Below are 23,167 nucleotides of genomic sequence, written 5' to 3'. Positions count from 1 at the left end.
GAGCAAACGCTATGAGCCCGGGTACGTCCGGCGCCATCGGTCCCTCCACCCAGGCGCCCCGGAGAAGACCCTGAGATCCGGGTCAGGGTCTGTCGTACCCACGGGGCAGAATGTCGGGGTGCCCGCCGGATACCGCCGCCAGCTCTACCGCGACGACGCGGTGGTGCTGCGCGTGCAGAAACTCGGCGAGAGCGACCGGATCATCACGCTGCTGACCCGTCGCCACGGCCGGCTGCGCGCCGTCGCCCGGGGCGTGCGCCGCACCACCTCGCGCTTCGGCGCGCGGCTCGAGCCGTTCGGCCACGTCGACCTCCAGCTCGCCGGCTCCCCGGAGGGCGTGGGCAGCAGCCTGCACTCGATCAGCCAGGTCGAGGGCCTCGCGCTGTACGGCAAGCGGTTCCTCGAGGACTACCCCCGCTACACCGCGGCCAGCGCGATCGCCGAGACCGCCGAGCGCCTCAGCCCGGTCGAGCGGGAGCCGTCGCTGCGGCTGTTCCAGCTCACCCTGGGCGCGCTCAAGGCCCTCGCGGCGGGCGAGCACGCCACCAGCCTGGTGCTCGACGCCTACCTGCTGCGCGGCATGTCCCACGCGGGCTGGGCCCCGGCACTGGCCGAGTGCGCGGTCTGCGGCACGCCCGGCCGGCACGGCGCGTTCTCGGTGCCGGCCGGCGGCTCGGTCTGCCCCGACTGCCGTCCGCCCGGCGCGGCGCACCCCGCCCCCGCGACGGTCGGCCTGATGCTCGCCCTGACCCACGGCGACTGGCAGGTCGCCGACGGCGCAGAGCAGCCGGTGCGCCGCGAGTGCAGCGGCCTGGTGGCGGCCCACCTGCAATGGCACATGGAGCGCAACCTGCGCGCCCTGCCGCTGGTCGACCGGCGCGAGTCGCCGCCGGCCCCGCGCACCCCCGGAGCGGACGGGCCGCCGGCCTCGCCCATCCCCGCCACCAGCGATCGACGGGAGACCTCTCAGTGACACGTCCGCCCACACCGCACATCTCCGGCGCCAGGCCGCCGGCGTTGCCGAAGGACGCGATCCCGAAGCACGTGGCGCTCGTGATGGACGGCAACGGCCGGTGGGCCAAAGAGCGCGGCCTGTCCCGCACCAAGGGGCACGAGCAGGGCGAGTTCTCGCTCTTCGACACCATCGAGGGCGCGATCGAGCTCGGCATCCCGTACCTCTCGGCATATGCGTTCTCCACCGAGAACTGGAAGCGGTCGCCGGAGGAGGTCCGCTTCCTGATGGGCTTCAACCGCGACGTGATCCGCCGCCGCCGCGACCAGCTGGTCGACCTCGGGGTGCGCGTGGTCTGGTCGGGCCGCGCCGGGCGACTGTGGAAGAGCGTCATCTCGGAGCTCCAGACGGCCGAGGAGATGTCGCGCGGCAACAAGAAGCTGACCCTGCAGTTCTGCGTCAACTACGGCGGCCAGGCCGAGATCGCCGACGCCGCCGCGGCCATCGCCCGCGACGTGGCGGCCGGCAAGCTGCGGCCCGATCGCGTCAACGAGAAGACCGTCCAGAAGTACCTCTACCACCCCGAGGTGCCGGCGGTGGACATGTTCCTGCGCCCGTCCGGCGAGCAGCGCACGTCCAACTATCTGCTGTGGCAGTCGGCCTATGCGGAGCTGGTCTTCCTCGACACCCTCTGGCCGGATTTCGACCGCCGCCACCTCTGGTACGCATGCGAGCTCTACGCCCAGCGCGACCGCCGTTTCGGAGGGGCGATCCCCAATCCCGTCGCCCCGCAGTGACGGTCCGGTACCTCTACCTCGCGCGGCACGGCGACGCCGTCGAGGGTGGCGGGCTGACCGACGCGGGCCGGAAACAGGCCGGGCTGCTGGCCGGGCGCCTCACGGACGTGCCCCTGGCGACCGTCACCCACAGCCCGCTCCAGCGTGCCGTCGAGACCGCCGCTTTCCTGGCGGTCCCCGGCGTACCGTCCGAGGCGGTGGGGGACTACGTCCCGTACGCGCCCGACCCGCTGCCGCCCAGCCTGGAAGGTTGGACCGCGGAGGAGCTCGCGTCGGGTCCGCGCCTGGCGGCCGAGGCGCTGGCCCGGTTCGCCCGCCCGGCGGACGCCGAGACGCACGAGCTGATCGTCACGCACGCCTTCCTGATCGCCTGGTTCGTCCGGGACGCGCTCGGTGCCGCACCCGGACGCTGGCTCGGCCTCAACGCGGCCAACTGCGCGCTGACGGTGATCCGCTACAGCTCCGACCGGCCGCCGGCCCTGGTGGTCTTCAACGACATGTCCCACCTGCCGCCTGAGCTGCACTGGACGGGCTTCCCGCCGGCCCTGCGCCCGGCGTGACCCAGCTTGCCGTGACGATCTACCGTTCGCGTCATGGTGATCGATGCCCTCAGGCGCGGCTGGCCGGAGCAGATCCTGACCGGGCGATACGCGTTCCGCACCCGTCGGCGGGACGGCTTCGCCGCGATGCTGGGCTCCGGGGTGGAGCTGCTCAGCGATGAGCTGATCGAGCCGGAGAAGGCCCGGCAGCTGCACATCCGCGTCGACGACCGGTCGGTCATGGTCGTGATGAAGGATCCCGGCCGGGCCTGGTCGCCGGCGCCGCCCGGCCCGAAGGCGTGCGGCATCGATCCGCCCGGGCCGTTGCTCACCCTGCTGCCGATCACCGGTATGCAGCACTCGTGGTTCGAGCCGCGCACCTGCGACGTGCTCGACAACCGGCTCGGCACGATCATCGGGCGGCTCCTGACCACGGGCGGCTTCGTCCGGCCCGCCCGTACGGTGATTCTCGACCCCACCGGCCGGGTCGCCGGGCACCTGGCGGAGTCGCTGTTCTCGTTCGTGAGCCAGTGGCTGCAGATCGGCTTCGGCTGGGGGCTGCGCCGGTTCACCTTCCGGGTCGAGGGCCGGCGGGTGGCCCACATCCGGCAGGTCTCGCGGCTGTGGGCGCGGGAGTTCCGGGTCGATGTGTCGGGTGCGGGCGGCAGCCTGGATCCGCGGCTGGTGCTGGCCTGCGGCGTCCAGCAGTTCTCCGGGCTCAGCAGCTATTGAGAAGCGCCAGATCGATGCTAAAGGCATGTTGCTAAAGGTGTCTTTATAAAGCATTCTCTAGGATGTGGCTTCCGAAGAACGCAAGACGGTCCGGTTGGACGACCCGCGGGCCCTGCGCGCCTACGCGCACCCGCTGCGGCTCAGCCTGATCGGGATGCTGCGGCGCAACGGTCCGATGACCGCCACCCAGTGCGCCGCCGCCCTGGACGAGAACGTGCCGAACTGCTCGTTCCACCTACGGCAGCTCGCGAAGTACGGGCTGGTCGAGCGGGCACCCGCGGCCGACGGGCGGGAGCGACCCTGGCAGGCGACCGCAACCAGCACCTCATGGACAGACGACTCGGACGACCCGGATATGCGGGCCGCGGCAGACCAGCTGAACGCCGCGATCCTCCGGCAGTACATGCGGCGGGCCGAGGCCTATCTCGCGGTCCGCGGCGAGGAGTCCGTCGGGTGGCGCACGGCGGCCGGTTTCGGCGACGTCATGATCTACGTGACCGCCGAGCAGCTGGTCACACTGACCGAGCAGGTCGAGGCGCTGCTGGCGCCGTACCGGGACGAGACCACGCGGGCCGAGGGGTCCCGGCCGGTCACCGTCGTGCAGATGGCGATACCGACGCCCGAGCACGGTGCGCCATGACCGCCGAAGTCCTGCCGATGCCCGCATCGGCGCTGCTCCGCGACCGGGTGTTCCGCTACTACTGGTCCGCGCACGTCGTCTCGATGGTCGGCGACCAGATCTCGCTGATCGCGATCCCCCTGCTCGCCGTGCTGACGATCGGTGCCGGAGCGGCCGAGATGGGGTACCTGACCGCCGCCGTACTGCTGCCGAACCTCTTCCTCTCGCTGCTCGCCGGGGCGTGGGTGGACCGGCGGTCGTACAAGCGGAAGGTCATGATCGGTGCCGACCTCGGCCGGGCCGCCCTGCTCGCGGTGGTGCCGGTGCTGGCATTCGCCGGGGTACTGGAACTGTGGCACCTGTGCGTGCTGTCCTTCGCCATCGGTACGCTCACCGTCTTCTACGAGGTCGCCGACGGCAGCCTGTTCGCGTCCGTGGTCCGGCGGCCGGACTACATCGCCGCGAACTCGCTGACCAACGGCGCCCGGGCCATGTCGTTCGTGGCCGGTCCGAGCGTGGGCGGGGTCCTCGTGCAGGTGTTCACCGCGCCGTTCGCGCTGGTGGCGGACGTGCTGTCGTACCTCGGATCGGCTCTGCTGCTGACCAGAATCGCCCCGCCGGAGAACGTCGGCTCCGCATCGGAAGGCGACGGCCTGCGGATCGGCTCCGGGCTGGCGTTCATCGCCCGGTCCGCAGTGCTGCGGCAGCTGCTGCTCGGCGTCACCGTGATCAACCTGTTCAACTACATCTACCACGCGTTGCTGATCCTCTATGTGACCACGGTGCTGGGCATCTCGCCCGGGCTGCTCGGCGCACTGATCGGCATCGCGTCGATCGGCGGACTGGCCGGCGTCGCGGTCACCGGCCCGCTCACCCGCCGGTTCGGTATCGGCCCGGTCGTGGTCCTCGGGTACGTGGCGTTCCCGCTCCCGCTGTTGTTGATCCCGCTCGCCGACGGCCCCCAGCCGATGGTGATCGGCATGCTGCTCGCCGCGGAGTTCCTCTCCTCGCTCGGCGTGATGATCCTGGACATCGCGGTCGGCTCGCTGCAGACGGCGGCCACCCCGGTGTCCCGGCTCTCCCTGGTGAAGGGCGCGCAGCGCACGGTCAACTACGGGGTGCGGCCCATCGGGGCGCTGCTCGGCGGGGTGCTCGGCGAGCTGATCGGGGTGCACGGGGCACTGTGGATCGGCGCGGTCGGTGCACTGGGCGGTGTCTTCTTCGTCCTGTTCTCCCCGGTACCACGCATGCGCGAACTGCCCGACGCCTGAAGACGCCACGCTGCGGACTTGAGTGGCTCAGTGAGATCAGGTGGTGATGACGGCCACGGCGGCGTCCACGTCGGACAGATCCGCCAGCACGGCGTGGGCGCCGGCGAGCACCAGCTCCGCCATGCTCGTCCCGCCGGTCGCCACCCCGACCGCCAATGCGTCGTTGGCCAGCGCCGCTGACACGTCGTTGGCCGTGTCGCCGATGACGACGGGCTGGAACGTCTCGCCGTACTTCGCCTCCGCGCGCTGCAGGCACCGGCGTACCAGCGTCGCCCGTACGCTGTCGTCGGTGCCGTAGCCACCGATCTCCGCGTCGAAGACCCCGGCCAGGTCGAAGGCCGCGATCTTGGCGGCCGCGACCTGCGGCACGTTGCCGGTGACCAGGGTCTGCACGACGTCGTCGCGGGTGCTCAGCTCGTCGAGCACGGCCCGGACGCCGGGCAGCAGCGCCCCCTGCTCGGCGAAGAGGTGCCGCGACGCGTGCACCTGCTCGACGTACCGGGCGAAGAACCGCTCGGGCGTGCAGTCGGTCACCCCGTGCACGGCGAAGACCTCGGCGCAGATGTCCAGGTCCGTACGCCCCCCGAAGCTCGGCGTGGCCCGCCAGGCCACCCCGGTGACCTCGGTGAACGCGGCCTTCCAGGCGCTCGCGGCGACACCGCCACCCCGCAGCAGGGTGTAGTCGATGTCCCACATGACCAGCCGCCTCACCGCTCGGCCAGCCGCCGTTCGACGTGCTCGACCTTGGCGTCCAGCGCGCCGGTGACGCCGGGGCGAACGTCGGCCTTGAGCGTGACGCTGACCCGCGGCGCCTGCGCGGCGACCACGTCCACGGCCTGCTTGACGACGGCCATGACCTCGTCCCACTCGCCCTCGATCGTGGTGAACATGGCATCGGTACGGTTCGGCAGGCCCGAGGCCCGCACCACCCGGACGGCCTCGGCGACGAGATCACCGACGGACTCGGACACCCCGAGCGGCGTGACGGAGAAGGCAACCAGCATGCCGCCATCGTCGCACCGGCCGCCGCGTGTCCGTCCAGCGGGCGGCCCGCGAGATTTGGCGGCCATGGGTCACGACCACGATCATCATCACCACGACCACGAGGCGTCACCCCGGCCCTCGACGCGGAGGTGCCGGGCAGCGAGTTCTCACCCGCCGACGTATCCCGCCGCGGCTTCCTGCGCGGGGCCGGGCTGCTCGGCGACGGGGCCGCCGCCTCCGCGCACTGAGACCTGCGCTGAACGGCTCAGTCGATGCTGCCGGGGTCCGCGACCCAGTACATCCGCTGCCCGGTCACCGCGGCGATCTGATCGAAGTCCGCGTCGTAGTGAATCAGCGCGAGCCGATGGACCTCGGCCGCCGCCGCTACGAGCAGATCGACGGGTCCAGCCGACCGGTGAGCGCCGGCCTCAGTCAGCGCCGCCTGCACTTCGGAGGCCCGTTCGAACACCTGATCCGGCATGACGACCCATGCGCAGAGCGTCCACAGGACGGCCTTGAGGTCTTCGCGATGCGCCTTTGACCGGGCGCTGAAGAGCAGCTCCAGCTCGGTGATCGAGCATGCGGCAACGAGCCCGCTCGCCAGTTCCTCGCGCCAGACCGCCTGGAGATCCTTGTTGCGGGCGATGCGGACGAAGGCGCTCGTGTCGACGAGATACCTCGCACGGCTCACTTGCGGTAGGTCCGCTTGTCGAGGAGTTCATCGAAATCGCCGGCCCGGCCCGACTCGGCGAGTCGCTCCAGCGCCTGAAGCCGTTTGGACCGAAGGGCCGCCTCCCGGAGGGCGGTGTTGACCGTGTCCTTCTTCGTTGTCGTGCCGTAGAGGCTCGCGGCCTCCGCGAGGGCCTCGTCATCCAGGTCGATAAGGCTCTTCGTCACGACGCCTCCCGTATATCCGAACCGAAGGATAGTATATACGGGCCCTGCTGGCGGCCGGCTCAGCCCAGGATCGGGTTGAAGAAGCCGGTGAGGATGCTGATCGTCAGCGCCGCCCCGGACAGCAGAGCCGCACCCACCAGCAGGGCCGTGTCCGCTGCCCCGAAGCGCTGACGTCGGGCGTACGTCCGGGGCACCCTGGAGTCGAAGCCTCGCGCGTCCATCGCCGTCGCCAGCCGGCCGCCGCGGCGCAGCGCGCCCACCAGCAGGGCGAATGTCGTCGACGCGAAGAGCCGTAGCCCCGCCACGGGGTTGCGTCCCGCGTCGATGCCGCGGGCCCGGCGGGCCAGGGTGAGCATCTGCCATTCCTCGGTGAGCAGCGGGATCAGGCGGAAGGCCGCCAGCGCGCCGATCGCGAACCGGGCCGGTGCCTTGGAGTTCTGCACCAGCGCGTCGGCCAGGTCGGTCGGGTCGGTGGTGGCGAAAACGATGATGCCCGGCAGCGCCACCGCGAAGACTCTCAGCACCAGGCCCAGCGCGCCTGACACGACGCCGGTGGTGATGGCGAACGGGCCCAGGGACATGAGCAGGGCGCCGGTGCGGTCGGCGGCGAACAGCACCATCGTGACCAGGATGCCGCCGGCGGCGAGGGTGAGCGGCCAGGCCCGCCGGGCCAGGACGCGGTAGCGGACGCCGAAGAACGGCAGGAGGGCCAGCTCCACCGCGAGGCCGAGGGCGGGTGTCAGGGGGTCGAGGGTGGCGATCAGCGGCAGCGAGAACAGCAGCGCCGCCCCCAGCTTCGCCACCGGGTTGCGCCGGGCCAGCGGCGCCGCCGGGTCGGCGACCGGCTCGAGGGCGAGGGTCATCGGCGCCCCGGCGCCAGGTCGTGGATGCGCCCCGCGACCGCGGTCACGAAGGCGTCGTCATGGGTGACCGCCACGACGCCGTGTCCCTCGTCGCGCAGGCGCGCCAGCAGGGCCACCAGGTCGATCCAGGTGCGGCGGTCCTGGCCGAAGGTCGGCTCGTCCAGGACGAGCAGGCGGGGCGCGGTGGCCAGGGCCGTCGCCACGCTGAGGCGGCGGGCCTCACCTCCGGAGAGCGTGTACGGGTTGGCTTCCGCGAGCGCCGTCAGCCGCAGCCGGGCCAGCAGGTCGTCGACCGTGGCCCGGATCTCGGCGGCGGGGCGGCCCAGGCGGCGCGGGCCCAGGGCGAGCTCGTCGGCGACGCGGGACGTGACGAACTGGTGTTCCGGGTTCTGGAAGACCGATCCGATCCGCTGGGTCAGTGTCGCCGCGCGCCAGCGGTGCGGCGGCCGGGGATCGCCGAACGCGGTCACCCGGCCCGACGTGGGGGCGAGCAGGCCGCCGAGCACGAGGGCCAGGGTCGACTTGCCGGCGCCGTTCGGACCGGTCACCGCGAGCGCCTCGCCCGCGCGTGCCTCGACGTCGATCCGGGGCAGGCGGCGGTGCACGGCGACCGCCTCCGCGCGTACCAGGGGATCTGCCGGTGCCGTCACGGCCGGATGCCGGGGCAGCGGATAGCCCGGCACCCAGACCCCCTGCTCGGCCAGCGTCGGGCCGTGACCGGCGAAGACCACCTCGGGGGCGCCGTCGGCGGCGATGCCGCCGCCCGGCGCGAGCACCACGACCCGGTCCACCAGGGGCAGCGCCTGCTCGACCCGGTGCTCCACGAGGAAGAGCGTGGTGTCGCGGTCGTGGACCCGGGCGATCGCCTCCCGCACGAGGTCGCCGCCGGCCGGGTCGAGGTTGGCGGTCGGTTCGTCGAGCAGCAGCAGGCCGGGGCGCAGGGCCAGGACTCCGGCCAGGGCCAGGCGTTGCTGCTCGCCGCCGGAGAGGGCGTCGGTCCGGCGGGTGATCGGGTACGGGAACCCGACCCGGTCGAGGGCGTCGCTGACCCGGGGCCAGATCTCGCCCGCCGGCACGCCCCGGTTCTCGAGGCCGAACGCCACGTCGTCGCCGCTGCGGGCCATCACCAGCTGGGTCTGCGGGTCCTGGAACAGCAAGCCTGGCTGGTGATGGCCCTCGCGGCTCTTGCGCGGGTCCAGCCCGTCGATCTCGACCGTGCCCTCGGACTCGCCCGAGTCCTCCGGCAGCAGCCCCGCGAGCGCGGCCAGCAGGGTGCTCTTGCCCGCACCTGACGGGCCGAGCAGGAGCACCCGCTCGCCGTGCCGGATGTGCAGGTCGACGCCGCGGACCGCCCACGACCGGCGCCCCGCGTGGCGCCAGCCGAAGTCCCGCAGGACGACCTCGGCCATGTCAGACCAGCGCCCGGTCCCGGCCCGCGGCGAACCGGTCGAGGACGCCCGTCGGGGCCAGCGCCCGGGTCAGCGCCCAGCTGCCCGCGCCCGCGACGATCGTGCTGCTGACGACCGTGAGCAGCGCGTACGGGATCCGGTAGTCCCACAGGTCGTAGGCGGCGTTCCAGGCGAAGAAGTCGAACAGGGCGGCGCTGAGGCCGGTGAGGGCCCCGGCGAGCAGGGCGGCCGGCAGCTTCCACGAGCGGTAGAGCAGCAGCGCGAAGGCGAGCTCCGCACCGAGGCCCTGGACCAGGCCCTGCGGGATGACCATCGCGCCCCACTGCGCGCCCAGCAGCGCCGAGATGATCGCGGCGACCGTCTCGGTGTAGAGCGAGGCGCCCGGCTTGCGGATGATCAACCCGGCGAGCACGGCGGGCATCAGCCAGATGCCGTACAGCAGGGTGTGGGCCGGCGGGAAGAAGCTGAACGCCCCTTCGGTGGCGCCCCAGACGATGTTCCAGGCCCAGAAGACGACGCCGAACGCGACGGCGATGATCGAGGCGATCACGATGTCGATCGTGCGCCAGCGGTACGGGCTGGTGTGACCCTTCATGTGTATCCCTCCCAGAGGACCGGGAGGAGACGCACGCCGCGAACCGGGGCTGGCCCGGACGTGGCGCGGCTGGAGAAGACCGAGCTCCCTGCGCTGGCATTACCCAGATCAGGTTCGAGGGTCTGCGGTTGTTACGCCGCACTCTCAGCGCTGTGCGCTCCCCTGTCGGATGACGTGGCATGTGTTTCGATGACGCTAACACCGTACGGGTGTACCGAACAGCTGGGGAGGCGTCACATGGAGATCAAGGCGCGCGGGCTCACCTTCGACGTGGTCGCGGGCGGGCCGGAGGACGGCGCCCCGGTGCTCCTGCTGCACGGCTTTCCGCAGGACCACCGCGAGTTCGACCTGATCGTGCCGCGGCTGCACGCGGCGGGGCTGCGGACGTACGCGCTGGACCAGCGCGGCTACTCGCCGGGGGCGCGCCCGGCCCCGGTCGCCGATTACCGGCTGGCGGAGGCGGAAGCGGACGCCGTGGCGGTGCTGGACGCGCTCGGCGTGGACCGGGCGCACGTCGTCGGCCACGACTGGGGTGCGCAGGTGGCGTGGCTGCTCGCCGCCCGGCACCCGGAGCGGGTCCGTACGCTCACCGCAATCTCCGTCCCGCACCCGCGCGCGATCGCCGTGGCGCTGAGCAACCAGCCGTCCCAGAAGCTGCGGTTCGCGTACATGGGGATCTTCCGGGCCCCGTTCGCCGAGCGGTTGCTGCTCGCCCGCGACGGCGCCGTCCTGCGGCAGATGATGCGCGCGATCGGGCCCCGCGCCGCCCTGTACGCCCGGGCGATGGCCGAACCGGGCCGCCTCACCGGAGCCCTGAACTGGTACCGGGCGCTGTCCCGCGGCCAGCTCGCGGACGTCGGCAAGATCACCGTGCCCACGACGTACGTGTGGAGCGACGGCGACCCGGTCGTCGGCAGATCGGCCGCGCGGGCGACCGAGACCTGGATCGGGGCCGACTACCGCCTGGTCACGCTCCGGGGCATCGGGCACTGGGTGCCGGAGGAGGCGCCGCAGGCGCTTGCCGACGTGACCCTGGCGCGCATCGGCGTTTGACGCAATCCCGTTACGGGAATGCGGCGCGCAGGCAACGGGGAGGAGACCACCGGATGGCTGCCGAGAAGCGCCGGATGAAGAACGAGACGGAGAAGCAGCGCTGGGACCGCAACTTCGCGGACCTGCTCCAGGAGCTTCGCGTCGCGCAGACCGGCGTGCAGATCCTCTTCGCCTTCCTGCTCACCCTGCCCTTCAGCAACGGCTTCCCGAAGGTGACGCAGTTCCAGAAGGACACGTACCTCGTCGCCCTCATCTCCGCCGCCTTTGCGACCGCGATGATCATTTCGCCGGTGGCGTTCCACCGCGCTCTGTTCCGCCAGGGCCGGAAGCCGGAGCTGGTCCGCTACGCGCACCGGATGGCGACGGGCGGCCTCGCGTTCATGCTGATCTCCATGGTCAGCAGCGTCTTGCTGATCACCGACTACCTGCTGAACTTCTGGGTGGCCGTGATCCTCACCGTGGTGACCGGCGCGTACTTCGTGACGTTCTGGGCGGCCATCCCGTTCGCCCGGCGCAACTGGCTGGACGAGGACGCCGAGGAGGAGGACGAGGACTTCGCCGAGGAGGCGGCCGAGCCTAACGTGCCTTCGCGGGCCTGAGACCCAGGTCTTTCAGCTCCAGCGCGGCGAGCGCGTCGACCGCGGCGGCGTCGCCGTTGCGCCACGACTGCGCGATGTCCGGCCCGAGCTTCGTCAACTGGTCGAGGGGGCGGGACGCCAGCGCCCGCAACGCGAGCAGGTCCCGGCCGGCCGGTTCGTCGCGTACCCGGGCCGCAACCCCGGCGCGGCGCATCCAGCGCAGCCGCAGCGGCAGCCAGACGAAGAGCACCAGCGCCAGTGGCGCCGCGACGATCAGCAGGGCCAGGGTCAACGCCAGATCACCGACGATCTCCTGCTGCTGCCGGCCCGCCTCGGCGAGATTGTTCGCCGCATCGGCCGCGCTCGAGAACGGCGACGTCAGCTCGTCGCCCACGAGCGGCACGCGCTTGACCCGGCCGCCGATGTCGTGGAGATTACCGGCGATGCCGGTGCCGGCCTCCTCGAGCTTGCGCCCCGGCACGCCGAGCTTCTCGACCGTGTCGTGCACCCACATCCCGGCCCGGATCCAGGCGTAGACCCAGATCACCACGAGAACATCGGTGAGTAGCTGGCGTACGGCGGTGGGCAGCCGGTCGGCGTACATCTTCACGCGCGACAGGATCCCACGGCCGTCGCGATTTCTGCGCTCGCCGGAACGGGCGGAACCTAGCCTCCGCTGTTCTCCATCTCGGCGCCTTCGGGGACGGTGTCGTCGTCACGGCTGTCGAGCCACCCGTACGGGAGGGAGACCTTGCCCGGGGCGTTGATCCGGCCGCGCGGCTGGCCGAGCGATTCCCGCGGGAAGGGCACGTCCGTGTCGAGGCGGCCGAGCAGGTCGTCGAGCTGGGCGAGGGAGGAGATCATCGCGAGCGAGCGGCGCAGGTCGCCGCCGACGGGGAAGCCCTTGAGGTACCAGGCCACGTGCTTGCGGAAGTCGGCGCAGCCGTGCTTCTCGTCCTCCAGCGCCTCCACCAGGAGGTGGGCGTGCCGGGACATGATCGCCGCGACCTCGCCGAGGGTGGGCAGCTCCTGCGACTCGACGCCGGTGAACGCCGCCTGGAGGTCCTTGAAGAGCCAGGGCCGGCCCAGGCAGCCGCGGCCCACGACGACGCCGTCGACGCCGGTGTGTGCGACCATCCGCATCGCGTCGGCGGCTTCCCAGATGTCGCCGTTGCCCAGCACGGGAACGTCCAGGGCCTGCTTCAGGGTCGCGATCGCATCCCAGTCGGCCGTGCCCGAGTAACGCTGCTCAGCCGTACGGGCGTGCAGCGCGACCGCCGCGACGCCGGCCTCCTGGGCGATGAGTCCCGCCTCGACGTACGTCAGGTGGTCGTCGTCGATTCCCTTGCGCATCTTCACCGTGACCGGCACGCCGGCCGGCGCGGCCGCCGCCACCGCCTGGGAGACGATGCGGCCGAAGAGCTTGCGGCGCCACGGCAGGGCGCTGCCGCCGCCGCGGCGGGTGACCTTGGGCACCGGGCAGCCGAAGTTGAGGTCGATGTGATCCGCGAGGTTCTCCTCGGCGACCATCCGCACGGCCGCGGCGGTGACGTCCGGGTCGACGCCGTAGAGCTGGAGGCTGCGGAAGTCTTCGTCCGGAGCGAACTGGATCATCTTCAGCGTCTTGGGGATCCGCTCGACCAGGGCCCGGGTGGTGATCATCTCGCAGACGTAGACGCCGCCGCCCTGCTCGCGGCAGAGCCGGCGGAACGCGACGTTGGTGATGCCGGCCATCGGCGCGAGCACGACGGGCGGCCACACCTGGTGCTTTCCCAGCGTGAGGGGCTTGACGGAGAGCGCGAGAGTCACAGGGTCGAGCATGGCACAGTACTTTCTAGGCGTGGAATCCGTGCAGAGTCCCCGGCACCTGGTTGCCGTGTTCGAGTCGCCGGTCGGCGAGGCGTTGGTGCGGCTCGGGATCGAGGTGGGGTTCCGGTGCACGCTCGTCGAGCCTGATTCGACCCGCTCGCAGGGCCTGCCGCGGCCGCACGGGGACGCCTTCGTCGGCGATCTCTCGGCCGCGGAGGTGACCGAGCACACGGACATCGTGCTGACCGAACACCACCGCCCGGAGATCGGTGTCGTCCTCAAAGAGGCGCTGGCCACGAACGCCCGGTGGATCGGCATCGTGGGCAACCCGAACCGGGAGGGCCCGCACCTCGCCGCCCTCAGGGAGCTGGGCGTGCCGGACGAGGAGATCGCCCGGGTGCACCGCCCGATCGGCCTCAACATCGGCAGCAGGACGCCCGCCGAGATCGCCGTCGCGACCTTGGCGGGCCTCATCGCCGACCGCAACGGCCGACCGGGCGGTTTCGCCTTCTAGCAGCCTGGCAAGCGCTTGATCAGGTAGTCCTCGATCTGGTCGAGGGCGACCCGCTCCTGCTTCATCGTGTCGCGGTCCCGGACCGTCACCGCGTCGTCGGTGAGGGTGTCGAAGTCGACCGTGACGCAGAACGGCGTGCCGATCTCGTCCTGGCGGCGGTAGCGGCGGCCGATCGCCTGGGAGTCGTCGAACTCCACGGTCCAGCGCTTGCGGAGCAGGTCGGCCAGGCCGCGGGCCTTGGGCGACAGCTCCGGGTTGCGCGAGAGCGGCAGCACCGCGACCTTGATCGGGGCGAGGCGGGGGTCGAAGCGCATGACCGTCCGCTTGTCGACGCCGCCCTTGGTGTTGGGCGCCTCGTCCTCGTCGTACGCCTCGAGCAGGAAGGCCAGCACCGCGCGGGTCAGGCCGGCCGCCGGCTCGATGACGTACGGGACCCAGCGCTCCTGCTTCTCCTGGTCGAAGTACGACAGGTCCACGCCGGAGTGCTTGGAGTGGGTCGAGAGGTCGAAGTCGGTGCGGTTGGCGATGCCCTCGAGCTCGGCGAACTCGGTGCCGCCGAAGCGGAACCTGTACTCGATGTCGACCGTGCGCTTCGAGTAGTGGGAGAGCTTCTCCTTCGGGTGCTCGAAGAAGCGCAGGTTGTTCTCCGCGAGGCCGAGGTCGCGGTACCAGTTCCAGCGCTGCTCGAGCCAGTACTCGTGCCACTTCTCGTCCTCGCCGGGCTCGACGAAGAACTCCATCTCCATCTGCTCGAACTCGCGCGTACGGAAGATGAAGTTGCCCGGGGTGATCTCGTTGCGGAACGACTTGCCGACCTGCGCGATGCCGAACGGCGGCTTCTTGCGCGCGGCGGTCGCCACGTTGTTGTAGTTGACGAAGATGCCCTGGGCCGTCTCGGGGCGCAGGTAGTGCAGGCCCTCGGCGCTCTCGGTGGGGCCGAGGTAGGTCTTCATCAGCCCGTTGAACATCTTGGGCTCGGTGAACGTGCCCTTGTTGCCGCAGTTGGGGCAGTTGAGCTCGCTCAGCGACGCCGGCGCGGAGCCGTGCTTCGCCTCCCACGCCTCCTCGAGGTGGTCGGCGCGGAACCGCTTGTGGCACGACTGGCACTCGGTCAGCGGGTCGACGAACGCCTCGAGGTGACCCGATGCGGCCCACACGTCGCGGGACAGAATGACGGCGGAGTCGAGGCCGACGATGTCGTCGCGCTGCTGCACCATGGTGCGCCACCACTGCCGGCGGACGTTCTCCTTCAGCTCCACGCCCAGCGGACCGTAGTCCCAGGCCGAGCGCGTGCCTCCGTAGATCTCGCTGGAGGGGAAGACGAAGCCGCGGCGTTTGGCCAGGCTGACGACGGCGTCGATACGGTCGACGGGCATGTTCCTCCTACGCCGGCTGGTTGTCGGCGGGGATAAAAGGGCTTCGGACAGAATGAGGAGATTACTCCTCGATACTGCACACCTCGAAACGGCCCGTCCGGCGGTTCTGCTGCAGGTACGCCTCGAGCCGGCCGGTCGAACCGTCGGCGTACGTGACGTCCACGGGCGCGGAGAGCTGGATCGTCTCGAGGTCGCCGACGTCGTACGAGGCGATCGGCTCGTCGTCGGACACCTTGCTGGTGAACTCGGCCTCGGTCTGGTCGTCCTTGGTCTGCTGGCAGAGCATCTCGTAGGCGTCCGCGTACCGCCGGTCACGCACCGCGTCGAGGTAATCGCTCACGACGACGTCCGCCTGCTCGTTGAGCGCGTCGGAGGCGACCGTGAACAGACCGATGGCCGCTGCCAGGCCACCGCCGAGGACCAGCACGAGCACCCCGGCACCGAGCCCCACGCCGAGGCCGACGCGGCGGCCGCGACCCTCGACGGGCGGCGCGGGGAACGGCGGGACCACGCCCGGACCCTGCGGCGGCGGCGGAGCCGGGGTGGTGGTCATGGGATCAAGCGTACGGCTCAGCGCCACGGTTCCGCGGCCCGGTCGCTGCCGTGCGCGACGACCTCGGCGCCAGGTTCCGCGGTGGCGAGGGTCTCGAACGCGGACGGCTCGTCGAGCGACTCGGACAGCAGCGGGGTGGCGTGGACCTTGACGTCGAAACCGCCGAGCGCGCGGCGGTAGGCTCCGACGGACTCCCATTCGGTGACGAGGGTCCAGTAGGCGGGGTCGTCCAGTGCGCGGGTGAGCCGCCCGGAGGTGTATCCGGTGCTCGCCGCCAGGGCGGCGAGGGCGGCGTGCGCCCGTTCGACGAACGAGTCCTGCGTGTCCGGCGGGACGACGAAGCGGTTGAGCACCAGCATGACGTGAGCGTACGCACACCCCCAGGAGACCGACGTGACCCCGTCCCCGTCCGAGAACCTGCAGCGCAGGCTGGCCGGCCTGAACCCGACGATCGCGTTCGTCGTCGCCCTCGCGATCTTCCTGGCCGGCCTGTTCCTGCCCGGGATCGTCGGGGCCGCGCTGCTGGTCGGGCTGGGTGTGGCCCTGGTGGCGCTCACGTTCACGACGTGGCCGGTGCAGTCGCCGGCGCTGCGCACCGTACGGGTGATCCTGCTGGGCCTGCTCTTCGCGGCGGCGGTCGCCAAGGCGCTCTGAGACATGCGCTTTTGACAATCATTACCAATACCGAGCATTGTTGATGCCATGCCGATCCGCCGCGTCCTCGCCTTCACCGCCGCCGCACTCGTGCTCGGCGCGGCGAGCGCCTGCGCCGACAAGGCGAGCGGCTTCAGCGACGGCCGGCTCCAGGTGGTGACCGCGTTCTATCCCCTGCAGTTCCTGGCCGAGCGGATCGGCGGCGACGCCGTCCGAGTCACCCAGCTGACCAAGCCGGGCGCGGAGCCGCACGACGTCGAGCTCAATCCCCGGCAGGTCGCCCGGATCAACGACGCCGGGCTGGTCGTCTTCCTCGAGGGCTTCCAGCCGGCCGTCGACGAGGCGGTCAGGCAGGAGGCGAAGGACCGGGCGTTCGACGCCGGCTCAGTGGTCGAGCTGCTCGCCGCCGAGGAGCACGAGGACGAGCCCGGCGAGGAGGAGCACGCCGAGGCGGCCGGCGGCACCGACCCGCACGTCTGGCTCGACCCGGTGCGCTACGCGACCATCGCGGACAAGCTCGCCGAACGGCTGGCCCAGGTCGACCCGGCGCACGCGACCGGCTACGCGGAGCGGGCCCGGACGCTGCACGACGACCTGGAAAAGCTCGACGGCGAGTACGCAACCGCGCTCCGGACCTGCCAGCGCCGCGAGATCGTGACCAGCCACGCCGCGTTCCACTACCTCGCCGACCGGTACGACCTCACCGAGGTCGGCATCACCGGCATCTCCCCGGAGGCCGAGCCCTCCCCGCGACGCCTCACGCGGGTCGCCGAGCAGGCGAGGGCCACCGGCACCACCACGATCTTCTTCGAGACACTGGTCAGCCCCAAGGTGGCCGACACCATCGCGGGGGCGGTCGGCGCCCGGACGGCGGTGCTGGATCCGCTCGAAGGTGTGAGTGGGCCGGACGCGGACTACTTTTCGGTCATGCGCGCCAACCTGACCGCCCTCACCGCCGCCCTCGGGTGTGCCGCGTGAGCGCCGTCGCGGTGCGGCACGCCGCTGTCGCGTACGGGGGCCGCACGGTCCTGCGCGACGTCACGCTCGAGGTCGGCGCCGGGCAGGTGGTCGCGATCCTGGGTGCGAACGGCTCCGGCAAGTCGACCCTGATCCGCACGATCCTCGGCCTGGTCCCGCTGGCGGCCGGCGAGATCGACCTTTTCGGTACGCCGCAGCGCCGCTTCCGCCAATGGGCCCGGATCGGCTACGTCCCGCAGCGGATGGGCGCCGGGAGTGGCGTGCCGGCCACCGTCGGCGAGGTGGTGGCGTCGGGGCGGCTCGCCCGGCGCGGCATCTTCCGGCCCTCCGGCGCCGCCGACCGGGCCGCGGTCCGGGCCGCGCTGGACGACGTCGGGCTGCTGGAGCGGATCGCCGACCCGGTGGCCACCCTCTCCGGCGGCCAGCAGCAGCGCACCCTGATCGCCCGCGCCCTGGCCGGCCGCCCCGACCTGCTGGTGCTGGACGAGCCGACGGCCGGCGTCGACGCGGCGAGCCAGGACGCGTTCGCGGCCGCGCTGGGCCGCTTCGCCGAGCGCGGCGGCACGATCCTGCTGGTGGCGCACGAGCTCGGCCCGCTGGAGCCGCTCATCGACAAGGCCGTCGTCGTGCACCACGGGCGGGTCGCGTACGAGGGCGGGGTTCCGCAACCGGCCGGGCACCACGCCGAGCCGGGCCACGACCACGTCCACCCGCACGCCGAACCGGAACAGACCCGGATCTGCGTGGCCCCCACGGATCGGATGCCGGCGAACTAGCCATGGACCTTCTGCTGCAAGACTTCATGCTCCGCGCATTAGTGGGTGCGCTGATCATCGGGCTGACCGCCCCGGCGCTCGGCATCTACCTGGTGCAGCGCCGGCTGTCGCTGATCGGCGACGGGATCGGGCACGTCGCGCTGACCGGCGTCGGCGTCGGGCTGCTGCTGCAACGCTCCCCTGTGATCACCGCCGTCGTGGTGTCGGTGCTGGGCGCGATCGTCGTGGAGCTGGTGCGCGAGCGTGGGCGTACATCCGGGGATCTTGCTCTGGCGTTGCTCTTCTACGGCGGCATCGCGGGCGGTGTGGTGCTGGTCGGACTGTCGAAGGGCAGCGGCAACGCCAACCTGATGCAGTATCTGTTCGGCTCGCTGCTCACCACGTCCCCGCAGGACCTGACGATCATCGCGATCCTCGGCGCCGCCGTGCTCGTCGCGATGCTGGGGCTGCGGCCGGCCCTGTTCGCCGTCTGCAACGACGAGGAACATGCGCGGGTCTCCGGCCTTCCCGTCCGTACCCTCAATCTGCTGATGGCCGTGACCACGGCCGTGACCGTCACGATCGCCATGCGCACCGTCGGCCTGCTGCTGGTCAGCGCCCTGATGGTGGTGCCGGTGGCGGGGGCCCAGCAGGTCACCCGCGGCTTCCGGGCGACGATGACGACGGCGATGGCCATCGGAGTGATCGCCGCGGCGGCCGGGGTCTGGGTGGCCGGGGAGGCCGACACCGCGCCCGGGGCGACCATCGTCATCCTGGCGATCGCCGCATTCCTGGCGCTGGCCGTGGGCGCGGCGACCTGGCGGACCCTGCGCGGCCGCATCGGCGCCGACCGGCCCGCCGACCACGCCGAACCCCCGGACGTAGTGCTGTCGGAGGTCTCGCATTGAGTGCCGACGCCGTGCCCGAAGAGACGGCCGGCTACGAGGGGTACGAGGCGGCGGCCGAGCTGCTGCGCGCCCTGTCCGCGCCGATCCGGGTGGCGATCGTCGCCGAGCTGGGCGGCGGCGAGCGCTGCGTGCACGAGCTGGTCGAGAAGCTGGGCGCGCCCCAGCCGCTGGTGTCCCAGCATCTGCGGGTGCTGCGTGGCGCGGGGGTGGTGCGGGGTGCCCGCAGTGGACGCGAGATCGCATACTCACTCGTGGACGAGCACGTCGCCCACATCGTCGCCGACGCCGTCAGCCACGCGAGGGAGGTTCGATGACCGACGAGGGAACCATCGTCCGCAACACGCGGCAGCGCACGGCGGTCCGTGACCTCCTGGCCGACTGCGAGGGCTTCCACAGCGCCCAGGACCTGCACGCGATCCTGCGGGAACGCGGCGAGCGGGTCGGCCTGACCACCGTCTACCGCACGCTGCAGGGCCTCGCCGACGCCGGCGAGATCGACGTGATGCGCCCGCCCGGCGGGGAGCACCTCTACCGCCGCTGCAGCCAGGGTCACCACCACCATCTCGTCTGCCGAAGCTGCGGGCGCACGGTCGAGGTGGAGGGTCCGGCGGTGGAGACGTGGGCGGAGCGGGTCGCCGGCAAGCACGGCTTCATCGAGGTCTCCCACACCATGGAGATCTTCGGTACGTGCCCCGGCTGCGCGGCCAAGCGCACCTGAGGCGTGAGCGGGCGGGGAAGGCGCCAGGCACCCTCCCCACCGCGCCGGTCACGGTGCTCAGACGTCGAGGTCGTTCTCGATGCGCTTCAGCTGGTGGCGCGCCATCGCCAGGTTGGAGCGGTCGCGGCGCAGGGCTACGTACAGGAAAAGGCCCTTGCCCGAGCGGCTCGTGAGCGGCCGGATCATGTGGTACTGGGTGTCCAGGGTGATGAGGATGTCCTCGATCTTCTCGGTGAGGTTGAGCATCTCCATCGCCCGGAGCTTGGCCCGGACCACGTCGGTGTTGCCGGCCGCGGCGACCGTCAGGTCGAGGTCCTTGCCGCCACCGGCGGTGCCCAGGGCCATGCCGCTCGTGTGGTCCACGAGGGCGACGCCGATGGCGCCGTCGATGTCCATGACCTCTTTGAGTGCGGTATCCATGTCAGGCATGGGGTGTTCCTCCGTATTCGTGCTGGTGGGTAGGGGTGTTTCGGGGTGGGTCAGAGGCCACGCATGCTGCTCTGCAGCGTCGCCATCGGGGTCCGCCGGGCGAGCGGCGTGGACGGGCCCGCCTGCGCCGGGATCTCCGGCCGGGCAGCGGCCGGCACCTCGAGGACCAGGATCCTGACGAGCCTGCGTACGGCGCGACGGGCCTCGAGATGAACCATGGCCAGGTTCGCGTTCCCGGACGTGACCAGCGTGAGCAGGCAGTTCGGGCCCGCGGTGTACGAGGTGATGTATCCGCCCTCGCATTCCACGACCGACTCCCGCAGGTCGCCGTGGTTGACGGCGTGCGCGAAGCGCCGGGCGAGGGCGAGGTGGGCAGCGGCGAGGGCGGCGAGGCTGTCGGGTTCGATGCCATGGGCGTCGTGCGCGACCACCATGCCGTCGGTGGTGGCGAGGACACTGCCGGACAGCTCGGGCAGCCTGCTCCGGAGATGGCCGAGTTCCGTCAGTACCGCCGGATCCACCGTCATCCGCGGTTGCTCCTTCCTGGTGTCGGCCGCTGCCGGGCGGGCGGGGCGCGCGTCACCGCAGGGCTCTCAGCGCGGTACGGATCCGCTTCAGCAGGACTTCGTCGGTGCTGGCAGGAGGCGGCGCCGGTTCGGCGGCGACCTCCTTGGGGAGCTTGGCGCCGGGTTTTCGCCGGGCCAGGCGGGGCTGGCGGTAGGCGGTGCCGTTCGCCGTGGCCGGGTCGGGACGGCGCTGCTGCGGGGGAGGGTCACCCGAGGCGAGACCCGGCCGGGCGCCCGTGACGATGGGTACGGTCGGTCCGTCCGTACCGGGAACGGCGGGCCGGTGGATGTCTACGGCCGTGCCCCTCGCGCGGGGAAGGCGGACGAAGGTCGGCCGGCCGGCCGGCTCCCTGGGCGCCGGCAGCTCGAGCAGCCCGGCCGCCGCCAGCCGGCGCAGCTCCTGGATGGTGGCGTAGCCGGCCCGGCCGAGCAGCTGGGCCAGGTCCGCCGGGGTGCGCTGGCCGTCCGAGTGCACCAGCAACTCCCACTGCGCGGCCGTCATCGTGATCCGTTCCCGCGGCGGCCGGGTGGCCGGGACGACCACCTCGGTGTCGAGCTGCGGGTACGGGAAGATCTCGTCGAGCAGCCGCGCCCGCCGCCGGGACTCGCGGGTGATCGCGGCCGCGTCCACCCGGACCACCGGGCCGAGCCAGTGCGTCGCGCCGTCGAGGAAGTCCACCTGTGCCGTCGCCGGCGACAGCGCGAAGTACGCCGCGTCGTACGTGGCGCCGAGCACACACAACTCCAGTTCTCCCTGGGTGATGTGCCCCTGATCGAGCAACAGCCGCCCGACCGTCGCCTGTGAACTGCCCGCGTCCAGCGCGGCCTGCCAGGTGCGCGGCGCGAGCCGGCCGGAGGCGGTCAGCAGCTCGCCGACGCCCGGTGCGGCCGCCGACTCGGCGTACGTCACCTGGCCGTCGACGACGTAGACGGTGCCGCCGGGCGGGCCGCCGACGATCAGGGCGCCGGTCCTCCGCCCGCCCGCGACCTGCGTGAGCAGGCGGCCGGGCGCCGCGGACTTCGGCTGCTTCACCTGGGCTCCTCACATGTGGGCGGTGTTACGTCGCGGTCAACTCGTCGGCGAGGGTCTGCATGCGCCGACGCGCCACGGCGAGGTTGCCGCGGAGCCGGTCCAGCCACACGTAGAGCACCAGCCGGCTGTCGAAGTCGGTCTGGACGAGCCGCAGCAGGTGGTAGCCCCCCGCGGTCGTGATGATGAGGTCCTCGAGGAGGTCGTGCGGTACGGCCGAGACGAAGAGCGACCTGCTCTGCGCGGCCTGCACGACGTCGGCGGTGCCGGCCGCCGCGGCCTCGTGGTCCTCGTTGGGTGCGGCTCCGGTCGTGGCGACCGGGAAGCCGGTGGTGTAGTCGACGATGCTGGCGCCGATCGCGCCAGGAATCGCCATGGCCTCCTGCAGACAGTTCTCGACCCCGGGCACATCTCTCCTCAGCCGAGTGATGCTCCCGCCGGGGGCTGGTTCCCGCCGCCGACGGTTTCGGGTGTTTCCCCTGATGCCGTTCGGGCGGGATTCCGTCGGCCCCGCCGTCACAATGGGCCATCCTGCGGGCACGCTGCGATCTCGGGTCGCACCCCGTGTGCGTCATGGATATCGATGGTCATCCGGGCACCGGAGCCGGCCGCCGGCACCGAACCCATCGAGGGCCGTGCGGGGCCGGCCGGGCCAGCAGGCGCCGGGCGGTCTCGGGCCCGAGATTGCCCAGGTCGGCGTGCGCGACGGTGCCGAACCAGTGCCGCTCGCCCGAGACGAAACACATCGGCGCGTCGTCGCCCAGCAACAGCGCGTGGGTGGCCGCAGTGATGGTTGCCACTACCCGGCTGGCGAGCTCGTGGTGGCCGAGATGACCGTCGCGCAGCAGGATGTGGCCGACCTGCCGGGAGCCGTGGCCGGCCTCGTACGCCGCCTGCCACTGCGCCGCCGACAGCCGGCCGCAGCCGACGAGCCGCTCGCCGATGCCGGGGCAGCCGGGCGACTCGGCGTGGGTGATCCGGCCGGCGACGAGATAGACGATGCCGCCCGGCGTACCGGCGATGTGCAGGGCCCCGGTGCGCCCGGCCTCGGCCAGCGCGGTGAGACGGCGGCTCAGGGAAATCATGTGACCCTCCTCCTCATCGCCAGTGTCGGGCGCCGCGGGCCGGGGGATGACGCACGACGAGTGCGTTGTTCATCGCTGCCGCGCCGGGACGGCCGCCTGCGCGTAACATGATCGCCACTTTCGATGGCGTCTCATGGAGGTTGCCCTATGCCGAGCACCTGGGAGCAGGTCGTGGTCGACGCCGAGGACCCGGCGCGGCTGGCGCGCTGGTGGGCGGAGGCGCTGGGCTACGTGATCGTGCACGAGGAGCCCGACGAGATAGAGATCCGGCGTACCCCGGACTCGCTGCCCGGCCTGCTCTTCACCCCCGTGCCGGAGGCCAAGACGGTGAAGAACCGGCTCCACATCGACCTGCGCCCCGACGACCAGGAGGCGGAGGTCGAGCGGCTGGTCGACATGGGCGCCCGCCCGGTCGACATCGGCCAGCACGAGGTCAGCTGGGTCGTGCTCGCCGATCCGGAGGGCAACGAGTTCTGCGTGCTGGCCTCGAAACGGGGCTAGTC

General features: G+C 71.8%; 33 protein-coding genes and 1 riboswitch. Of the genes, 16 read left to right on the top strand and 17 right to left on the bottom strand.

Annotated features, from left to right (window positions below; genetic code table 11):
• Nucleotides 1–118 precede the first annotated feature (118 nt).
• The 6 genes from recO (at nucleotide 119) to AB0368_RS24795 (ending at nucleotide 4,910) form a co-directional block, all read left to right on the top strand.
• A complete protein-coding gene (recO, locus tag AB0368_RS24820; protein ID WP_366156341.1) occupies nucleotides 119–973 on the top strand; it encodes a DNA repair protein RecO in 855 nt (284 codons plus the stop codon).
• Nucleotides 970–1,749: an isoprenyl transferase gene (locus AB0368_RS24815; protein ID WP_366156340.1), complete on the top strand. Its 780-nt coding sequence runs from the start codon at nucleotides 970–972 to the stop codon at nucleotides 1,747–1,749. The genes recO and AB0368_RS24815 overlap by 4 nt, the downstream gene beginning before the upstream one ends.
• Entirely contained in the window at nucleotides 1,746–2,309 is a 564-nt protein-coding gene (locus AB0368_RS24810) for a histidine phosphatase family protein (RefSeq protein ID WP_366156339.1), read from the top strand. Before AB0368_RS24815 ends, AB0368_RS24810 begins: the two co-directional genes overlap by 4 nt.
• A 33-nt stretch (nucleotides 2,310–2,342) precedes the next feature.
• The gene (locus AB0368_RS24805) at nucleotides 2,343–3,020 is read left to right on the top strand and encodes a hypothetical protein (RefSeq protein ID WP_366156338.1); all 678 of its coding nucleotides are present in this window, start codon (nucleotides 2,343–2,345) and stop codon (nucleotides 3,018–3,020) included.
• 64 nt (nucleotides 3,021–3,084) lie between these two features.
• Nucleotides 3,085–3,660, top strand: coding sequence for a helix-turn-helix domain-containing protein (locus tag AB0368_RS24800; RefSeq protein ID WP_366156337.1), 576 nt, complete (start codon nucleotides 3,085–3,087; stop codon nucleotides 3,658–3,660).
• Nucleotides 3,657–4,910, top strand: a complete 1,254-nt coding sequence (locus AB0368_RS24795; protein WP_366156336.1) for an MFS transporter — start codon at nucleotides 3,657–3,659, stop codon at nucleotides 4,908–4,910. Before AB0368_RS24800 ends, AB0368_RS24795 begins: the two co-directional genes overlap by 4 nt.
• 36 nt (nucleotides 4,911–4,946) lie before the next feature.
• On the opposite strand, the gene AB0368_RS24790 is transcribed toward AB0368_RS24795, so the two are convergent.
• The 7 genes from AB0368_RS24790 to AB0368_RS24760 all read right to left on the bottom strand — a co-directional run bounded on the left by AB0368_RS24790 (nucleotide 4,947) and on the right by AB0368_RS24760 (nucleotide 9,658).
• Entirely contained in the window at nucleotides 4,947–5,606 is a 660-nt protein-coding gene (locus tag AB0368_RS24790) for a haloacid dehalogenase-like hydrolase (protein WP_366156335.1), read from the bottom strand.
• A gap of 11 nt (nucleotides 5,607–5,617) precedes the next feature.
• A complete protein-coding gene (locus AB0368_RS24785; protein WP_366156334.1) occupies nucleotides 5,618–5,914 on the bottom strand; it encodes an MTH1187 family thiamine-binding protein in 297 nt (98 codons plus the stop codon).
• Between the two features lie 245 nt (nucleotides 5,915–6,159).
• A complete protein-coding gene (locus AB0368_RS24780) occupies nucleotides 6,160–6,585 on the bottom strand; it encodes a PIN domain nuclease (protein ID WP_366156333.1) in 426 nt (141 codons plus the stop codon).
• Nucleotides 6,582–6,791: a type II toxin-antitoxin system VapB family antitoxin gene (locus AB0368_RS24775; protein ID WP_366156332.1), complete on the bottom strand. Its 210-nt coding sequence runs from the start codon at nucleotides 6,789–6,791 to the stop codon at nucleotides 6,582–6,584. Before AB0368_RS24775 ends, AB0368_RS24780 begins: the two co-directional genes overlap by 4 nt.
• 59 nt (nucleotides 6,792–6,850) lie before the next feature.
• Nucleotides 6,851–7,654: an energy-coupling factor transporter transmembrane component T gene (locus AB0368_RS24770; protein ID WP_366156331.1), complete on the bottom strand. Its 804-nt coding sequence runs from the start codon at nucleotides 7,652–7,654 to the stop codon at nucleotides 6,851–6,853.
• Entirely contained in the window at nucleotides 7,651–9,063 is a 1,413-nt protein-coding gene (locus AB0368_RS24765) for an ABC transporter ATP-binding protein (RefSeq protein WP_366156330.1), read from the bottom strand. The genes AB0368_RS24770 and AB0368_RS24765 overlap by 4 nt, the downstream gene beginning before the upstream one ends.
• A 1-nt stretch (nucleotide 9,064) precedes the next feature.
• Nucleotides 9,065–9,658 (bottom strand): ECF transporter S component, encoded by a 594-nt coding sequence (locus tag AB0368_RS24760; RefSeq protein WP_366156329.1) that lies wholly within the window; start codon nucleotides 9,656–9,658, stop codon nucleotides 9,065–9,067.
• A 67-nt stretch (nucleotides 9,659–9,725) separates the two neighbouring features.
• Nucleotides 9,726–9,832, bottom strand: a riboswitch (TPP riboswitch).
• Nucleotides 9,833–9,895: 63 nt separating this feature from the next.
• On the opposite strand from AB0368_RS24760, the gene AB0368_RS24755 reads away from it, so the two are divergent.
• The gene (locus AB0368_RS24755; protein WP_366156328.1) at nucleotides 9,896–10,711 is read left to right on the top strand and encodes an alpha/beta hydrolase; all 816 of its coding nucleotides are present in this window, start codon (nucleotides 9,896–9,898) and stop codon (nucleotides 10,709–10,711) included.
• A 53-nt stretch (nucleotides 10,712–10,764) separates the two neighbouring features.
• A complete protein-coding gene (locus AB0368_RS24750) occupies nucleotides 10,765–11,310 on the top strand; it encodes a DUF6328 family protein (RefSeq protein ID WP_366156327.1) in 546 nt (181 codons plus the stop codon).
• Here AB0368_RS24750 and AB0368_RS24745 read toward each other — a convergent pair.
• Nucleotides 11,288–11,893 (bottom strand): hypothetical protein, encoded by a 606-nt coding sequence (locus AB0368_RS24745; RefSeq protein WP_366156415.1) that lies wholly within the window; start codon nucleotides 11,891–11,893, stop codon nucleotides 11,288–11,290. The two genes, AB0368_RS24750 and AB0368_RS24745, sit on opposite strands and share 23 nt — an antisense overlap.
• Nucleotides 11,894–11,955: 62 nt before the next feature.
• On the bottom strand, nucleotides 11,956–13,110 hold the full coding sequence (dusB, locus tag AB0368_RS24740; protein WP_366156326.1) for a tRNA dihydrouridine synthase DusB: 1,155 nt from the start codon (nucleotides 13,108–13,110) through the stop codon (nucleotides 11,956–11,958).
• Between the two features lie 19 nt (nucleotides 13,111–13,129).
• On the opposite strand from dusB, the gene AB0368_RS24735 reads away from it, so the two are divergent.
• Nucleotides 13,130–13,612, top strand: coding sequence for an XdhC family protein (locus AB0368_RS24735; RefSeq protein ID WP_366156325.1), 483 nt, complete (start codon nucleotides 13,130–13,132; stop codon nucleotides 13,610–13,612).
• Here the strand turns inward: AB0368_RS24735 and AB0368_RS24730 are convergent.
• The 3 genes from AB0368_RS24730 to AB0368_RS24720 form a co-directional block, all read right to left on the bottom strand.
• Nucleotides 13,609–14,988, bottom strand: a complete 1,380-nt coding sequence (locus tag AB0368_RS24730; RefSeq protein WP_366156324.1) for a glycine--tRNA ligase — start codon at nucleotides 14,986–14,988, stop codon at nucleotides 13,609–13,611. The two genes, AB0368_RS24735 and AB0368_RS24730, sit on opposite strands and share 4 nt — an antisense overlap.
• A gap of 61 nt (nucleotides 14,989–15,049) precedes the next feature.
• Nucleotides 15,050–15,541 (bottom strand): hypothetical protein, encoded by a 492-nt coding sequence (locus AB0368_RS24725; RefSeq protein WP_366156323.1) that lies wholly within the window; start codon nucleotides 15,539–15,541, stop codon nucleotides 15,050–15,052.
• 17 nt (nucleotides 15,542–15,558) lie between these two features.
• The gene (locus AB0368_RS24720) at nucleotides 15,559–15,900 is read right to left on the bottom strand and encodes an antibiotic biosynthesis monooxygenase (RefSeq protein WP_366156322.1); all 342 of its coding nucleotides are present in this window, start codon (nucleotides 15,898–15,900) and stop codon (nucleotides 15,559–15,561) included.
• Between the two features lie 34 nt (nucleotides 15,901–15,934).
• Here AB0368_RS24720 and AB0368_RS24715 point away from each other — a divergent pair, with 34 nt between their 5' ends.
• From AB0368_RS24715 to AB0368_RS24690, 6 genes are read left to right on the top strand one after another with little or no spacing between them, the layout of a single operon-like run.
• Nucleotides 15,935–16,195 (top strand): DUF6703 family protein, encoded by a 261-nt coding sequence (locus AB0368_RS24715; RefSeq protein ID WP_366156321.1) that lies wholly within the window; start codon nucleotides 15,935–15,937, stop codon nucleotides 16,193–16,195.
• Nucleotides 16,196–16,243: 48 nt separating this feature from the next.
• Nucleotides 16,244–17,173, top strand: a complete 930-nt coding sequence (locus AB0368_RS24710) for a metal ABC transporter substrate-binding protein (RefSeq protein ID WP_366156320.1) — start codon at nucleotides 16,244–16,246, stop codon at nucleotides 17,171–17,173.
• Entirely contained in the window at nucleotides 17,170–17,949 is a 780-nt protein-coding gene (locus tag AB0368_RS24705) for a metal ABC transporter ATP-binding protein (protein WP_366156319.1), read from the top strand. Before AB0368_RS24710 ends, AB0368_RS24705 begins: the two co-directional genes overlap by 4 nt.
• Nucleotides 17,950–17,951: 2 nt before the next feature.
• Complete coding sequence (locus tag AB0368_RS24700) at nucleotides 17,952–18,836, top strand: metal ABC transporter permease (protein ID WP_366156318.1); 885 nt, start codon at nucleotides 17,952–17,954, stop codon at nucleotides 18,834–18,836.
• Nucleotides 18,833–19,150: a metalloregulator ArsR/SmtB family transcription factor gene (locus AB0368_RS24695; RefSeq protein WP_366156317.1), complete on the top strand. Its 318-nt coding sequence runs from the start codon at nucleotides 18,833–18,835 to the stop codon at nucleotides 19,148–19,150. Before AB0368_RS24700 ends, AB0368_RS24695 begins: the two co-directional genes overlap by 4 nt.
• Nucleotides 19,147–19,554 carry a transcriptional repressor gene (locus tag AB0368_RS24690; RefSeq protein WP_366156316.1) on the top strand — a complete coding sequence of 136 codons (408 nt, stop codon included), beginning with the start codon at nucleotides 19,147–19,149 and terminating at the stop codon, nucleotides 19,552–19,554. The genes AB0368_RS24695 and AB0368_RS24690 overlap by 4 nt, the downstream gene beginning before the upstream one ends.
• A 57-nt stretch (nucleotides 19,555–19,611) precedes the next feature.
• Here AB0368_RS24690 and AB0368_RS24685 read toward each other — a convergent pair whose 3' ends face one another.
• From AB0368_RS24685 to AB0368_RS24665, 5 genes are all read right to left on the bottom strand, one after another.
• On the bottom strand, nucleotides 19,612–19,983 hold the full coding sequence (locus AB0368_RS24685; RefSeq protein ID WP_366156315.1) for a hypothetical protein: 372 nt from the start codon (nucleotides 19,981–19,983) through the stop codon (nucleotides 19,612–19,614).
• Nucleotides 19,984–20,033: 50 nt separating this feature from the next.
• Nucleotides 20,034–20,510, bottom strand: a complete 477-nt coding sequence (locus tag AB0368_RS24680) for a roadblock/LC7 domain-containing protein (RefSeq protein WP_366156314.1) — start codon at nucleotides 20,508–20,510, stop codon at nucleotides 20,034–20,036.
• Nucleotides 20,511–20,562: 52 nt separating this feature from the next.
• On the bottom strand, nucleotides 20,563–21,582 hold the full coding sequence (locus AB0368_RS24675; RefSeq protein WP_366156313.1) for a DUF4388 domain-containing protein: 1,020 nt from the start codon (nucleotides 21,580–21,582) through the stop codon (nucleotides 20,563–20,565).
• Nucleotides 21,583–21,607: 25 nt separating this feature from the next.
• A complete protein-coding gene (locus tag AB0368_RS24670; protein WP_366156312.1) occupies nucleotides 21,608–21,988 on the bottom strand; it encodes a hypothetical protein in 381 nt (126 codons plus the stop codon).
• Nucleotides 21,989–22,166: 178 nt separating this feature from the next.
• Complete coding sequence (locus AB0368_RS24665) at nucleotides 22,167–22,664, bottom strand: DUF4388 domain-containing protein (RefSeq protein WP_366156311.1); 498 nt, start codon at nucleotides 22,662–22,664, stop codon at nucleotides 22,167–22,169.
• A gap of 147 nt (nucleotides 22,665–22,811) precedes the next feature.
• Between AB0368_RS24665 and AB0368_RS24660 the strand changes: the two genes are divergently transcribed.
• Nucleotides 22,812–23,165, top strand: a complete 354-nt coding sequence (locus tag AB0368_RS24660; protein ID WP_366156310.1) for a VOC family protein — start codon at nucleotides 22,812–22,814, stop codon at nucleotides 23,163–23,165.
• The last annotated feature ends 2 nt before the right edge of the window (nucleotides 23,166–23,167 follow it).

Source organism: Actinoplanes sp. NPDC051475, assembly GCF_040689425.1.
GTDB lineage: Bacteria > Actinomycetota > Actinomycetes > Mycobacteriales > Micromonosporaceae > Actinoplanes.
Note: the sequence above shows the minus strand (reverse complement) of the source record. Positions and strands in the feature narration are given on the sequence as shown.

Coding starts and splice junctions, on each gene's coding strand:
- AB0368_RS24805 (WP_366156338.1), top strand. CDS start 2,343: ATGGTGATCGATGCCCTCAGGCGCGGCTGGCCGGAGCAGATCCTGACC.
- AB0368_RS24795 (WP_366156336.1), top strand. CDS start 3,657: ATGACCGCCGAAGTCCTGCCGATGCCCGCATCGGCGCTGCTCCGCGAC.
- AB0368_RS24790 (WP_366156335.1), bottom strand. CDS start 5,606: ATGTGGGACATCGACTACACCCTGCTGCGGGGTGGCGGTGTCGCCGCG.
- AB0368_RS24785 (WP_366156334.1), bottom strand. CDS start 5,914: ATGCTGGTTGCCTTCTCCGTCACGCCGCTCGGGGTGTCCGAGTCCGTC.
- AB0368_RS24770 (WP_366156331.1), bottom strand. CDS start 7,654: ATGACCCTCGCCCTCGAGCCGGTCGCCGACCCGGCGGCGCCGCTGGCC.
- AB0368_RS24765 (WP_366156330.1), bottom strand. CDS start 9,063: ATGGCCGAGGTCGTCCTGCGGGACTTCGGCTGGCGCCACGCGGGGCGC.
- AB0368_RS24760 (WP_366156329.1), bottom strand. CDS start 9,658: ATGAAGGGTCACACCAGCCCGTACCGCTGGCGCACGATCGACATCGTG.
- AB0368_RS24755 (WP_366156328.1), top strand. CDS start 9,896: ATGGAGATCAAGGCGCGCGGGCTCACCTTCGACGTGGTCGCGGGCGGG.
- AB0368_RS24750 (WP_366156327.1), top strand. CDS start 10,765: ATGGCTGCCGAGAAGCGCCGGATGAAGAACGAGACGGAGAAGCAGCGC.
- AB0368_RS24745 (WP_366156415.1), bottom strand. CDS start 11,893: ATGTACGCCGACCGGCTGCCCACCGCCGTACGCCAGCTACTCACCGAT.
- dusB (WP_366156326.1), bottom strand. CDS start 13,110: ATGCTCGACCCTGTGACTCTCGCGCTCTCCGTCAAGCCCCTCACGCTG.
- AB0368_RS24730 (WP_366156324.1), bottom strand. CDS start 14,988: ATGCCCGTCGACCGTATCGACGCCGTCGTCAGCCTGGCCAAACGCCGC.
- AB0368_RS24725 (WP_366156323.1), bottom strand. CDS start 15,541: ATGACCACCACCCCGGCTCCGCCGCCGCCGCAGGGTCCGGGCGTGGTC.
- AB0368_RS24720 (WP_366156322.1), bottom strand. CDS start 15,900: ATGCTGGTGCTCAACCGCTTCGTCGTCCCGCCGGACACGCAGGACTCG.
- AB0368_RS24710 (WP_366156320.1), top strand. CDS start 16,244: ATGCCGATCCGCCGCGTCCTCGCCTTCACCGCCGCCGCACTCGTGCTC.
- AB0368_RS24700 (WP_366156318.1), top strand. CDS start 17,952: ATGGACCTTCTGCTGCAAGACTTCATGCTCCGCGCATTAGTGGGTGCG.
- AB0368_RS24690 (WP_366156316.1), top strand. CDS start 19,147: ATGACCGACGAGGGAACCATCGTCCGCAACACGCGGCAGCGCACGGCG.
- AB0368_RS24685 (WP_366156315.1), bottom strand. CDS start 19,983: ATGCCTGACATGGATACCGCACTCAAAGAGGTCATGGACATCGACGGC.
- AB0368_RS24680 (WP_366156314.1), bottom strand. CDS start 20,510: ATGACGGTGGATCCGGCGGTACTGACGGAACTCGGCCATCTCCGGAGC.
- AB0368_RS24665 (WP_366156311.1), bottom strand. CDS start 22,664: ATGATTTCCCTGAGCCGCCGTCTCACCGCGCTGGCCGAGGCCGGGCGC.
- AB0368_RS24660 (WP_366156310.1), top strand. CDS start 22,812: ATGCCGAGCACCTGGGAGCAGGTCGTGGTCGACGCCGAGGACCCGGCG.